Raw genomic sequence first — 12323 nt, 5'->3', positions numbered from 1 at the left:
AAATTACTTTTAAATGAGTCAATATCATGCTTCATCATTTACAAGCTGTTCCTTTAGAAAAGGCTTATCGTTTGCTTAATCATGGCCCAACTGTGTTGGTTTCTAGTCAAGACCAATACACCACAGGCGTGATGAGTGCGGCTTGGGCCTGTGCTTTAGAGTTTAGCCCAGCTAAGGTCAGCGTTGTACTGGATAAAAGCACCAAAACCCGTGAAATTATCGAAAATTCAGGATTTTTTGCCTTACAAGTCCCCACCGTGAAGCAACTAGATTTGGTTTATGCACTGGGTATGATGAGTCAACGTGACGCACCAGAAAAATTACGTCAATGTGGGGTGGAGTTATTTCATTTTAAGGGCCATGAGCATCTACCTGTAGTTCAAGGCTGTAGCGCATGGTTGTTGTGTGAGTTAATTCCTGAACCACATCACCAAGCTGAGCATGATTTATTTATTGGTCGGGTGGTGGCTGCCTATGCCGATGATCGAGTTTTTTGGGATGGCCACTGGCATTATCAAGATGCAGACCCAAGCTTTAAGAGTTTACATCATGTGGCAGGTGGCCATTTTTACACTATTGGCGATGCAGTATCGGTACATCAAGCAGATCAAGCTTGACCTACTGTCTGACAAGACTAGGCAAATTCTAGTAAATGCGCTTAAATTTAACCAAATAATAAAAAATTAAGGAACAGGATGTTCTCTACAACTCAACGTTTAAGTGTGTTTTTAATGTTAAGCACCGCGCTTGCCGTCGGGATTTTACGTTTTTCGTATACTGCGCTTTTACCAAGCACCCGATTGGCCTTTGAATGGACAAGCCAATTTGCCAGCCTATTGGGTAGTGCCAATTTACTTGGTTATTTAATGGGGGCTTTTTGGGCGATGCGTTTGGCGCAAAATGTCAAAATGTTGCACTATTTAAGTACTGCGGGTTTGATGGGCAGCATCAGCCTGCTCTGCTGTGCTTTTTCAGGCTTCGATGAGTTTTGGTATATCGCTTGGCGGATTGTTTCTGGCATTTGCGGTGGCTTAATGATGATTTTAGCACCTACTATAGTGGCACAGTGCTGTGATGCGGCAAAACGCCTACAAATTAATTTTATTGGCTTTAGTGGTGTCGGTATTGGGGTGCTGGCTGCCACCTTATTTTTACCCTACTTAGATCGTTTGAGTATTACCACCGCATGGCTAATTTTATTTGGCTTTGCATTAAGTTTTAGCGTGCTTATTGCCGCGATTATTTATCCCTTTAAAGCGCAGTTAGATCACAACACCCAAACTGTTGCGCCCAACACGCCTGCTGATGGCTTATATAAAAGTTTAATTTTGGTGTATGGCTGTAGTGCCTTTGCCTATATTCCACATTCCTTGTTTTGGATTGATTATTTAACTCAAAGTCTAGGCTTGTCTTTGTTTTGGATAAATTTTAATTGGATTTTATACGGTTTAGGCAGTGCCTTAGGGGCTGTCACTGCATATATGTTGGCTTTACAATTTGGTAATTTTAAAGCCTTAAAAATTTTATACAGTTGTTATATTGCGGCGATTTTATTTGCTATTTTTAGTCAAATTCCCTTCTTAACCTTTTTATCTTCGTTTTTAACTGGTTTACTCAATCCTGCTGTGGTGTTTTTAACGTCTTATACAATTTTACAAGTGTATGGTTTGGCCTATAAAAAACTCTGGGGTCTGGCCACAATTACTTTTGCGACAATACAACTGATTGGTGGTTTAAGCTTTAGTGCCTTGCAAAGTCTACAGGTTTCTTATAATCAACAATTTATTTTAGCAGCCTTAGTCTTATTGGCGGGCTTAATCTACTTTTTAGTCTCTTTAAAACGTGCGCATCGTCAGCAGCAACAAGCGCTTACTCAAGGTGCTTCATCATTTAAGTAAGGATAAGGATTGACTACACCTTGTCCTTTTAAGTAAATTCCATAATGTAAATGTGGCGGTGTATTTTTTGCATTGCCACTGTTGCCCACATAGCCAAGTAATGTGCCAATTTCAACCCAATCCCCTGCCTGAATATCTTCCGCATAATCATCTAAATGCGCATAATAATGCGAACTCAACGCAGGTCCTGTCACCCATACCACCTTACCTCCCAAATTATTAGTGCCTACTTCACGTACAATGCCTTGAGTTGTGCTGAGTACTGGCGTACCGCGTTTAGCAAAAATATCTACTCCTTGATGCTGCCGTCCAGCACTTCGTGCTGCGCCCCATGTATCGCTAATTTGGCGTACTTGCACCCCTTCTACCGGCACGATAAGTGACGCTTTTAATTGCTGGCGTTGCAATTGCCAATACCAATAAGGGCTTTGCCAACCTACAGATTCTGTGGCAGGCGGTGGTTGACACGCTGAAATTAAGACACTTAACACACTCACTACAAGCAGTTTTGGCATATCTACTCCAAACAATAAAACCCTCAAACTGAGGGTTTTATTGGTATTGGGTTTAGAGGTTATTTCGCTTTTTTACGCGCTTTTTGCGGTTGTTGTTGCTGCTGCTGTTGATCATTTTTATTTTGCTCTTGATCTTTTTGCTGCAGCTTCTGCTGATGTTGCTTTTTCTTATGTGCCATGTTCACTCACTCCTAGATTGATCTTGAGAGATTTATACGGACGAGTTCACTGTAACGGATTTTTGCAAAGCACCAAGTCCAACAATATTGCAATTTATTGCAATGTAAATTAAACATTCTTAATGGTGATTAAAATCATCATTTTAGGTTTTTATCTCTTACAATAAATACCTAATTGATTCATTTATTCACTCAATGTAACAGCCCTATTTATTTCTTTAAAATAAAAATAATTGGCAACAAGCAATACTTTCTTGGCATCTTGACGCATAATATCAACATCGAATTTTTTGCTTTATTTTGGACTGCGGTTTGAGGCCACAGCAAAATAGCGCAGTTTTTATATGTTTAACATTATTGAAGAAGCTTTTTTATGAAAATCGTCATTCTTAACAAGCCTTATGACGTCCTCTCCCAGTTTCGTAAAGACGAAGCCCATATGACCATGTCTGACTTTGTCGATGATCCAGACTTACGTCTTGCGGGTCGTTTAGATATGGACTCAGAGGGCTTGGTGTTTTTAACTGACCATGGCGGTTTAAACCAATACATTACCAACCCTGCCAATAAAAAGTTTAAAACTTATTTGGTACAAGTCGATGGTGATATCACTGAGGACGCGCTTGAGCAACTGCGTAAAGGCGTTGAGCTCAAAGATGGTATGACGCTGCCTGCTAAAGCCATTAAAGTGCAGCAGCCTGAATGGTTATGGGATCGTGATCCTCCAGTCCGTTACCGCGCTAATGTACCAACCTCTTGGGTTGAAATTCAAATTTGTGAGGGTCGTAACCGCCAAGTACGTCGTATGACTGCTGCCGTTGGTTTTCCAACACTGCGTTTAATTCGTACCCGTATTGGTCAAATTGATTTAGTGCAATTGGGTTTACAACCGGGCGAAACCAAAGAAATTGAACCTTTGTTATATTCAGATTTCCAAAATGTACCCAAGGAAGAACCCTACCGTTCACGTTCTTATGTGAAAAAACCGGGTGGTACAGGCGGTAAGCCAATGGTGCGTAAAAATAAAGATGGTTCTGTGAAAAAATCAGGCACCAAACGTATTTGGCAAATGGATGACAGTGAAAAGCCACGTCGTAAGACCAATGGTACTACACGTCCAAACACCAAAGCACCACGCGGTCGTGGCCGTGGTCGCGGTTAAGTCATCGCTTATTTAAAAGCCTGCCCTTGTGGTGGGCTTTTTTATGCTTGTTATTTAAGATATAAAACTTAGGCTATTTTTAAACGCTTGAATTCACTTTGATCTTTATGTTATCTATACGCACACAATAAAAATTTATAGCTAAAACAAGGAAAATATTGATGGATCAAATGGTGAATCCCATGTTTAATAATGACATGCTGATGCAACAATTAGGCGCACATTTAGTTAGTTTTGCCGAACATACTGCAACGGTTGAACTTAAAATTACCGAACAGCATTTACAGGGGCATCAGACTTGTAATGGTGCGGTGATTTTTGCGCTATGTGATGCGGCTTTTGCGATTGCCTGTAATACAGGTGAGCATCCTGCTGTGGGGCAGCATTGTAGTATTAATTATTTAAAAGCAGGTGCTTTGGGTGATGTGTTAACTGCAACGGCAGAGCATAAAACCACCAGTGGCCGTACAGGGATTTATGACATTAGCGTCACCAATCAAAAGCAACAGATTATTGCTGAGTTTCGCGGCACTTCACGAATTATTAAATAAAAATAAGCTCACGAAAGTGGGCTTCTATAATCATTTTCAAATCTTACACAAGCTATTTTCTCAATACCATTAGATATAACGAGCGTAAAGTCATAATAATCACTATATATACCACCAAGCTGATTGCTATATCGTATTTCTATTCTGAAAGTAGTGTGCTTATGTAGAGTTAAACTCATTTTATCATTTTGATTTAATGCCAAAGTAAACTTATATTAGACTTCTTTCATAAGTTATTTTTTACTCAGCTCCAAATTGTAGATGCCCGCGATCAAATTAAATCTTAATCCGAGTCTTTTTCCTCGGTTTCGATAACGCTCGGCAAGGATTTTGAAGGTTTTCAAACGGCCAAATACATGCTCAATCCCAATTCTTCTTTTATTAATTTCTTGATTGTAAAATTTTAGCTCCAGATCTAGTTTGCAGCGCTTTTTTGCTTTTAATGGCAATAAGCTATTTGGATATACTGTATAGATCCCTTGATAACCTTTATCTGCAAGGATAAAGGCACCTGCAGGAATCTGATTCAAGTTGCGTTTGAAGAGTTCGAAATCATGTACAGCACCACGATTCGTACATAAACTCAGAACTTGCTGAGTTCTATAATGGATAATGGCCTGAACTTTGAAAGTATGTGCTTTCTTCTTGCCACTATAGCTTTTCTTCTGTTTTTTTAGGTCTTTGTATTGGGATTTCTGTGGCATCTACGACCACCACATTCCAGTCGATCCCTTTGCCTTCAGGCAAACTCTTAGGTAAATTAAATAGATTGGACTTGATGAGGCAGTCCTCTACCTGGCGGACGATTCTTGAAGCAGTAGGCTCTGACACGCCATAACTTGTTGCGACATGGAACAAAGTTCGATATTCACGCCAATAACTTAAGCACAGAAGAATTTGATCCTCTATACGCAATTTCGGAGGTCTACCTTTCTCTGGAACATGTTTCTGCAATTGCTCAACCATTACATAAAAGGTTGACCATGAGATGCCTGTATATCGCTTAAACTGTGTTTCAGAAAGCTTCTTTGAGTCGATGTATTTCATTCGTAAATTATGCATGAATATTCGAAATTCTTCGGTACAAATAAGAAGCAAAAAGTAGATCATTTTTTGATTTATGAAAGAGATCTATTCTTCATTAGATTTTAAAATATCTAATCCCATTTGATACTCTTCATTAGTATCCAACCTGTAAATCTCAACACATCTTGCGGATTGTCCAACATTCAATACTTGGAATGTAATCTCTTTTTTATCTGCTTTTGAATATTGAATATTATATATTTTCAATATTGGTTTAGCTGCGTTATGCATAGCTTTCATTTGGTCTGCTATAGCTTGAATATTTAATGCGTTACTCTTAGTCTGATCACAATACCCATAAATAAGCCATAACAATGTAAGCGGTGTAAATACTCCTGCTAATACGCCCGATAGTTCATAAAAAGTTGTCGGTCTATCGAATAACTCAAGAACGTAAAAAGCTACAAAGACGATGATCCATACTATAGAAGTAATAGCTACGAATTTAGTAGAAATAAGACTTTTCTCTTCCATATTAAAATAAAAAACCCATGTCGAAACATGGGTTTTAAGTTAAAACTGCTTCAAATGCAATTATGCTTTAAGCCATTTTTCAGCTTTGGCTTGATCTGCCACTTTTAACTCAACCGAAGCTAAGCCAGTTTCTGCTGCTGTCACTTCAAATTGCATTAACTCATCACGGCGGAAAGCAAGTACCGTAAACCTACCTTGCTGCTTGGCATAACTTGCAAGTAATTTTTCTGAGGCTTTTAAACCATCAATCGCAATAATCACATCATTGGCAGACAGACCTGCTTTAGCGCCTGCACCATCACGACGCGCTTGCTGAACCACAACACCTTCAGGTTTGTCGCTGAGCTTTAAACCAAAGGCTAAAGCTTTGTCATCTTTGACTTGATACGAAATACCAAATTCAGGGAATAACTGATCAAGTGGCAATTCATCTGTTGTATTGACTAAATGGTTGATTTGTTCAAGCCAGTTATCACCCGTTAATTCTTTACATAACTCGTAAATGGTACGTTGATTGACTTGAATACCGTTTTGCGCATTTTCATACAGTTTACGCATTAAGGCATCTAAACTTGAACCACGTAAACGTAAACCTAAGTCTAAACACAACGCCACTAAACAACCTTTGTTGTAATAGCTAGTACCTGCATTATTTGAGTTTTCATCTTGACGATAGAACTTAATCCACGCATCAAAACTCGATTCAGCCACAGTTTGTACAAAACGACCCGGATTTTGTAAATAACGATCAATCTGCGCTTTAAGCAACTCTAAATAGGCATCCTGATTGATCACCCCACTACGTAATAAAATCAAATCATCGTAGTAAGAAGTAAAGCCTTCAAAAATCCACAATAAAGAGGTATAGCCTTCTTTATTCAAATCATAATTGACAAAGTTTTCAGGACGGATAAATTTCACCAACCAAGAATGGAAATATTCATGGCTGCATAAGCCTAAGAAACGCTGATAGTCTTTCGATGGCTGTTCAGGCTCATTGGCTTTGGGTAAATCGGCACGCGGCGTAATTAAACTGGTGCTGTTTGGATGCTCTAGACCACCATAACTATTGCCCGTTGCCATGGTCATAAATGTATAGTCTTTAAATGGCGCCGAACCAAACAGTTGAATTTCTGTGGCACAGATTTTTTGAATGTCTTGCTGCATACGCTCAGCATTCATGGCATGTTTACCTGACACCACAAATTCGTGGGCAATCCCTTCAGCTTCAAAGCTAAAACGGGTTTGCTCTGCCAATTCAAATGGTGAATCAATTAGCTGCGCATAGTTATCCGCTTCTAAAGTAAAACGACCTTTGACTAAACTACGGGTTTTTAAGCCTGTGGCAATTTGGAAATGCTTTAATTCGTCAGGTAAGAAGACTTCCACCTCAACCGCTTTATGCTCTTGACCTTCTAAGCTTAAACAAGCACACGCTGGGTTAATGTATAGACGTGTTGCATCCACATAGGCGCCACGTACCGACAAATCATACGCATAAACATCATATTCAACCGTAATTAACTCGTAATCGGTATTAAACAAACGCCATTTATTTTTCTCAAATTTTTCAATTTCGAGTAAACGCCCTTCTTCATCATAAGCGCGTACGCTTTCTAAATGCTTGGCAAATTCACGGATTAAATAGCTGCCCGGAATCCACGTTGGCAGTGCTAAAACCTGTGTTGGCTCAGCCACAAAACGTAAAGTGACATGAGCAAGATGCTGACGATAATCGTCAAATTCGATTTGATAATGCAACATAATGGGCAAGACAAAAAATAAAATAGGTAACTTGGCAAGAAGCTTAACATTTTTTTGCCAAGCAATGCATAGACGTTGCATTTGTCGGCTTTTTGACTAGCCAGAAGAAAAAAAAAGGCATAGCATGCGCAGACTTTTTTTAGATTGCTTTGTCAATGGATTGGCAAATAAGGAACCGCCTTGAAACCTGTGTTTTACCTGTTGGCAAGCTTAGGGCTACTCTGCTCCAGCGCAAGCTATGCCAACCTACTTAACATTGCCCCTGAATCTGTTGAAGCTGAAGCGTGGACCATTGTGGATCCACAATCAGGTCAAGTGATTGCTGAACATAATAGCCATGTACAGCGTGCGCCTGCCTCACTCACCAAAATGATGGTGGCTTATATTGCCTTAAAAGACATTCAAAACGGCAAGCTGACATTAGATGAAGTCCTTACCGTCAGCCCTGTGGTGAATCAGGTGATGTGGGATGAATCACAAATGCGCTTAAAAGTAGGTGAAAGCGTCAATGTCGATACGCTGCTGGCAGGCTTAATTGTGATGTCTGCCAACGATGGCGCATTAATGCTCGCAGAACGCATTTCAGGTAATGTCCCTAACTTTGTGGCACGCATGAATGCTGAGGCCAAAGCCTTAGGCATGCAGAACACCCATTTTGAGAATCCACCTGGCATTACCATGCCAAAGCATTACTCAAGTGCTGCAGATTTAGCTTTACTGGGTCAAGCCTTAGTCAATCAAACCCCTTACTATCTGCATTATTCAAAAATGCCAAGTTTTAGCTATCACAATATCTTTCACCATGCGACCAATTTACTGTTGCCTGTGGATGCCAGCGTCGATGGCTTAAAAACCGGTTTTACCAAGGCAGCAGGTTATAACTTAGCCCTCACAGCAAAGCGAGCAACGGGCAACCCTTATGCGCCTGAACGTCGTTTGCTGGTGGTGGTCTTGGGTACGCCAAATGCGCAAAAACGTGCCGAAGTGGCACATAAGCTGATGAATGTGGCCTATACCTATACCCGTAATGAAGCCATTATTAAAGCAGGACAAACAGTGGCTGAAATTCCTGTCACCAAGTCTAATTACACTTGGTTTCAAGTAAAAGCTTTAAGCCCTCAGGTCGCAACCACCTCCCTCTATCAGCAAAGTTTCCCAATCAATCTTAAAGACTTTGATCAGGCCAGCCAACGAATTCGCTATATGGCGGTGAGTGGTGAGCAGCAAGTCATTGAGCCTTTGTCGGATACTAAAACCAAAGTAGATATTCGCCTACCACAGCAAAGTTTAGCTGCACCTTTACACCAAAAAATGGATTTGGCTGAGGTTAAGGTCTATCAAAATGACAGTTTGCTACGCAGCTTTTCAATCGAAAACCAAGTTGAAGTGGATCGCTTAAATATTTTTGCCCAGTTTTTTGCTTGGTTTAGTGACCTTTGGCATCAAGTAGAACGCAAAGCTAAAGTTACGCTGTAATTTTATGTAACTTGTATAACAATTTTTGCTAGGTTGAACTTTTAGGAGATGGCATAGTCATGCCATCTCTTTTTTCTATAACAACAATAGGGACACAATGATAACTACACATAAAATTGTGATTATTGGTGGCGGCGCAGGTGGACTGGAACTAGCAACACAATTAGGCAATAGTTTAGGTAAGTCCAGCAAAGCTGAAATCACGTTAGTCGATCAAAAACTTACCCATATATGGAAACCCCTGTTACATGAAATTGCCGCAGGCCGCTTAAACATTCATGAAGAAGAAACCAATTATTTTGCGCATGCAGCCAAGCACTACTATCAGTTTGTTTTAGGGCGTTTTGTCGCCGTGGACCGTCACAACAAACGCGTGAGCATACAAAGTGAACAATGGGCAAAAAAAGCCGCCAATGGTGATAGTGCCAGCAGCGCTACGATTTCATTAGACTATGACACCCTCATTTTAGCCTTAGGTTCAACTTCTAACGACTTTAATACCGAAGGCGTGAAGCAGCACTGCCATTTCTTGGATAATTTAGAACAAGCGCAAAAGTTCCAACAAGATTTACTGCATTTATATTTAGATGCACAGCATTTGCCCGACGCACGTGCCTTAAACATTGCTATTATTGGCGCAGGTGCCACAGGTGTGGAATTGGCAGCCGAACTGATTCATGCCAAAGAACACTTTTATCAATATGGCCTGACCAAGATTGATCCAAGCAAAGTCAATATTACGGTCATTGAAGCAGCGGATCGAATTTTACCCGCACTTTCGACTAAAACCTCTTTACATACCCATGAGCAACTTGAAGATTTAGGTATTCAAGTCCTAACGCACCATCGTGTGGCCAAAGTGGATGCCGACACAGTATATTTCGCCGATGGCTCTCAGTTGGCAGCAGAAATTAAAGTCTGGGCCGCAGGTATTAAAGCACCTGATGTATTTAACCATTTCACTGAATTTGAAAAAGATCAAATCAATCGCTTACATGTATTTGCCACCTTACAAACCACCATTGATCCTGATATTTTTGCCTTTGGTGATTGTGCACATTGCCAACCCATTGCCAATGAACCAGTGCTGGCACCACGTGCGCAAGTGGCCAGTCAGCAAGCCAGCTTTTTAGTGCGTGCCATGAAAGCCCGTGTGGCCCAGCGCCCTTTGCCGATGTTTAAATTTTCAGAAAAAGGTTCCTTGGTATCATTAAGCCAACACAGTGCTGTGGGTGAACTCTTAGGCAAAGTCAATATTCACGGCGTGATTGCCAAGTCAATGTATGTCTCCTTGTATCGGGTGCATCAAGCCAATATTCATGGTTATACCCATGCCGGTTTACTCACCGCCAAAGATTTAATGACAAAAAACATTGGTCCAAAGATAAAACTGCATTGAAATTTATTGATGTGCCCCTATTAATAAAAAAACAGCATTAGAACGGTAAAAATGCGAATTTTAGCGAAATCTCTTCGATAAATTTATTTTTCCCTTTATGATGTATCTTTAGAAATTTATTGAATGGATCAATAACATGACTGCAATTGCAAATAACCACGTGGTATCTTTCCACTACACATTGACTAACGCTGAGGGTGAAGTTCTTGATAAATCTCAAGGCGAGCCACTTGTATACTTGCAAGGTGCAGGCAACATCATCCCTGGTTTAGAAAACGCATTACTTGGTAAAGCAGTAGGCGATAAGTTCACTGTAACTGTACCTGCAGCTGAAGGTTACGGCGAATACAACCCTGAACTTGTACAAGAAGTTCCTGCTAAAATGTTCCAAGGTGTGGATAACATCCAAGCGGGCATGCAGTTCCAAGCACAAACTGATGACGGCGTACAAATCGTAACTGTGAAAGCGGTTGAAGGCGAAAACGTAATCGTTGATGCAAACTTCCCACTTGCTGGTCAAGACTTAACTTTTGATGTTGAAATCGTAGACATCCGTGATGCTTCTCAAGAAGAATTAGATCACGGTCACGTACACGGTGTAGGTGGTCACCACCACTAAGATCATCTGATCTACAAAAAGGCAAAGTATTTTACTTTGCCTTTTTTTATGGCATCGCTTTTAATCAAATCAAGATCATTGGCTTTATATATTATGAAAACAACTTATCTGATTGCCATTTTAGCTTGCGCTATCACACAAACTGCCTGTAGTAAGACACTCGCTGAGCCAGCCAAATGCCGTACTAATGCCCTGCCTCACGCACAAGATTTTAATAAACTGTATCAAAAAGATGAATTTCGTATCTTCTATTCAACCTTAGCAAATTCCAAACATCGTCTAAAAGAGAACAAAGATCAAAATAAAAATGGTGTGCCGGATTATGTTGAAGATGTGGCGACTCAAGCAGTGGCCAGTCGTGAAATTTTTAAAGCAGCAGGTTTTCGCCATCCACTACAGAGTCCACGCTATCAAAATATACCCAACATTAGTATTTTTATTCAAGACTTAAAAGGCAATGGGGTAGCTTATGAAGTGCCTGCTGCTCATCCTAATCTGCCCAACCAAATGCCGTGTAGTTTGGTCATGCACATTTCTACAGATCTCAAAGGCTTTCCAGGCAATTATTGGACCACCGTGACCCATGAACTTTTTCACTTATACCAATACGGTTATACACAATTTAAAAACCGCTGGTATTTAGAGAGTTTAGCCAATTGGTCAGAGCGTAGTTTACGTGTCGACCTCAGTCCAGCCACAAAAAAACTCCCCCCTCTGCCTAAAAACCCACAAAGCTTACAGCAGGAAATCTTTAACGAAGGTTATCATCGTTTATGGCGGCGTTTAAGTGTCATTGAAAGTCAAGATCGTCTCATTATTCCAGCACATTTACAAAAAATGCGTTATAGCAATGGCAGCTTGGTATTTAAAGACCACGAATGGCGTAATACAGCTTTAGTGCTCAAGGTCATGCAAAATCTAGAACAAGCCTCTTTCAACATCAGTCAAGAGAGGCAGTGGCAAGCCTATAAATGGAAAGAAAGTGATCAGCGCTTAAAAGCGTGGGATGCGGTGATCTGGCAAAATATTCAAGCAGCTCTCAAACAACAAGGTTATCAAAGCCCAGAAGCCAAGCAATTGCAACGACTTCAGCTTAGCACAGTGACGCGTTGACCCAGATGAGACCAAATTCAACGCTTTAGCTCAATCAAGCTGAACTGTAATAAACAAGTAAACTCATTCGCTGTACCTGTTCTATGA

Annotated in this window: 13 protein-coding genes; 8 read left to right on the top strand and 5 right to left on the bottom strand. The window is 40.5% G+C overall.

All coding sequences use genetic code 11. The features are described 5' to 3' along the window. Window positions 1-26: 26 nt before the first annotated feature. Window positions 27-617 (top strand): flavin reductase family protein, encoded by a 591-nt coding sequence (locus AC5YCI_RS01955; RefSeq protein WP_496128403.1) that lies wholly within the window; start codon window positions 27-29, stop codon window positions 615-617. 78 nt (window positions 618-695) lie between these two features. Next, on the top strand, window positions 696-1898 hold the full coding sequence (locus AC5YCI_RS01950) for a YbfB/YjiJ family MFS transporter (protein WP_496128402.1): 1203 nt from the start codon (window positions 696-698) through the stop codon (window positions 1896-1898). On the opposite strand, the gene AC5YCI_RS01945 is transcribed toward AC5YCI_RS01950, so the two are convergent. Then, window positions 1874-2413 carry a M23 family metallopeptidase gene (locus AC5YCI_RS01945; RefSeq protein WP_496128401.1) on the bottom strand — a complete coding sequence of 180 codons (540 nt, stop codon included), beginning with the start codon at window positions 2411-2413 and terminating at the stop codon, window positions 1874-1876. The genes AC5YCI_RS01950 and AC5YCI_RS01945 overlap by 25 nt on opposite strands. 552 nt (window positions 2414-2965) lie before the next feature. Between AC5YCI_RS01945 and AC5YCI_RS01940 the strand changes: the two genes are divergently transcribed. Together AC5YCI_RS01940 and paaI are read left to right on the top strand one after the other, a co-directional pair. After that, window positions 2966-3754 (top strand): rRNA large subunit pseudouridine synthase E, encoded by a 789-nt coding sequence (locus AC5YCI_RS01940; RefSeq protein ID WP_496128342.1) that lies wholly within the window; start codon window positions 2966-2968, stop codon window positions 3752-3754. 161 nt (window positions 3755-3915) lie between these two features. Further along, on the top strand, window positions 3916-4305 hold the full coding sequence (paaI, locus tag AC5YCI_RS01935) for a hydroxyphenylacetyl-CoA thioesterase PaaI (protein ID WP_496128341.1): 390 nt from the start codon (window positions 3916-3918) through the stop codon (window positions 4303-4305). Between the two features lie 233 nt (window positions 4306-4538). Here paaI and AC5YCI_RS01930 read toward each other — a convergent pair whose 3' ends face one another. From AC5YCI_RS01930 to AC5YCI_RS01915, 4 genes are all read right to left on the bottom strand, one after another. Continuing rightward, entirely contained in the window at window positions 4539-5009 is a 471-nt protein-coding gene (locus AC5YCI_RS01930; RefSeq protein ID WP_496130000.1) for a transposase family protein, read from the bottom strand. Continuing rightward, window positions 4957-5367, bottom strand: coding sequence for a transposase family protein (locus tag AC5YCI_RS01925; RefSeq protein ID WP_496129999.1), 411 nt, complete (start codon window positions 5365-5367; stop codon window positions 4957-4959). Before AC5YCI_RS01925 ends, AC5YCI_RS01930 begins: the two co-directional genes overlap by 53 nt. Window positions 5368-5436: 69 nt before the next feature. Continuing rightward, window positions 5437-5865 carry a hypothetical protein gene (locus AC5YCI_RS01920; RefSeq protein ID WP_496175138.1) on the bottom strand — a complete coding sequence of 143 codons (429 nt, stop codon included), beginning with the start codon at window positions 5863-5865 and terminating at the stop codon, window positions 5437-5439. Window positions 5866-5925: 60 nt separating this feature from the next. After that, complete coding sequence (locus tag AC5YCI_RS01915) at window positions 5926-7629, bottom strand: M61 family metallopeptidase (RefSeq protein WP_496128531.1); 1704 nt, start codon at window positions 7627-7629, stop codon at window positions 5926-5928. 180 nt (window positions 7630-7809) lie between these two features. On the opposite strand from AC5YCI_RS01915, the gene AC5YCI_RS01910 reads away from it, so the two are divergent. The 4 genes from AC5YCI_RS01910 (at window position 7810) to AC5YCI_RS01895 (ending at window position 12236) form a co-directional block, all read left to right on the top strand. Next, entirely contained in the window at window positions 7810-9105 is a 1296-nt protein-coding gene (locus tag AC5YCI_RS01910; protein ID WP_496128339.1) for a D-alanyl-D-alanine carboxypeptidase family protein, read from the top strand. 97 nt (window positions 9106-9202) lie between these two features. After that, window positions 9203-10504, top strand: a complete 1302-nt coding sequence (locus AC5YCI_RS01905) for an NAD(P)/FAD-dependent oxidoreductase (protein WP_496128338.1) — start codon at window positions 9203-9205, stop codon at window positions 10502-10504. A 136-nt stretch (window positions 10505-10640) separates the two neighbouring features. After that, window positions 10641-11123, top strand: a complete 483-nt coding sequence (locus AC5YCI_RS01900) for an FKBP-type peptidyl-prolyl cis-trans isomerase (protein WP_122901294.1) — start codon at window positions 10641-10643, stop codon at window positions 11121-11123. A 93-nt stretch (window positions 11124-11216) separates the two neighbouring features. Further along, window positions 11217-12236 (top strand): hypothetical protein, encoded by a 1020-nt coding sequence (locus AC5YCI_RS01895; RefSeq protein ID WP_496128337.1) that lies wholly within the window; start codon window positions 11217-11219, stop codon window positions 12234-12236. Window positions 12237-12323: the final 87 nt, after the last annotated feature.

The organism is Acinetobacter sp. CY17, assembly GCF_059515825.1.
This window is presented reverse-complemented; position numbering and strand designations above follow the sequence as displayed.

Excerpts from the sequence above, each read along its gene's own strand:
- AC5YCI_RS01950 (WP_496128402.1), top strand. The coding sequence starts at position 696 with ATGTTCTCTACAACTCAACGTTTAAGTGTGTTTTTAATGTTAAGCACC.
- paaI (WP_496128341.1), top strand. The coding sequence starts at position 3,916 with ATGGATCAAATGGTGAATCCCATGTTTAATAATGACATGCTGATGCAA.
- AC5YCI_RS01915 (WP_496128531.1), bottom strand. The coding sequence starts at position 7,629 with ATGTTGCATTATCAAATCGAATTTGACGATTATCGTCAGCATCTTGCT.
- AC5YCI_RS01895 (WP_496128337.1), top strand. The coding sequence starts at position 11,217 with ATGAAAACAACTTATCTGATTGCCATTTTAGCTTGCGCTATCACACAA.
- AC5YCI_RS01920 (WP_496175138.1), bottom strand. The coding sequence starts at position 5,865 with ATGGAAGAGAAAAGTCTTATTTCTACTAAATTCGTAGCTATTACTTCT.
- AC5YCI_RS01925 (WP_496129999.1), bottom strand. The coding sequence starts at position 5,367 with ATGCATAATTTACGAATGAAATACATCGACTCAAAGAAGCTTTCTGAA.
- AC5YCI_RS01955 (WP_496128403.1), top strand. The coding sequence starts at position 27 with ATGCTTCATCATTTACAAGCTGTTCCTTTAGAAAAGGCTTATCGTTTG.
- AC5YCI_RS01900 (WP_122901294.1), top strand. The coding sequence starts at position 10,641 with ATGACTGCAATTGCAAATAACCACGTGGTATCTTTCCACTACACATTG.
- AC5YCI_RS01930 (WP_496130000.1), bottom strand. The coding sequence starts at position 5,009 with ATGCCACAGAAATCCCAATACAAAGACCTAAAAAAACAGAAGAAAAGC.
- AC5YCI_RS01945 (WP_496128401.1), bottom strand. The coding sequence starts at position 2,413 with ATGCCAAAACTGCTTGTAGTGAGTGTGTTAAGTGTCTTAATTTCAGCG.
- AC5YCI_RS01940 (WP_496128342.1), top strand. The coding sequence starts at position 2,966 with ATGAAAATCGTCATTCTTAACAAGCCTTATGACGTCCTCTCCCAGTTT.
- AC5YCI_RS01905 (WP_496128338.1), top strand. The coding sequence starts at position 9,203 with ATGATAACTACACATAAAATTGTGATTATTGGTGGCGGCGCAGGTGGA.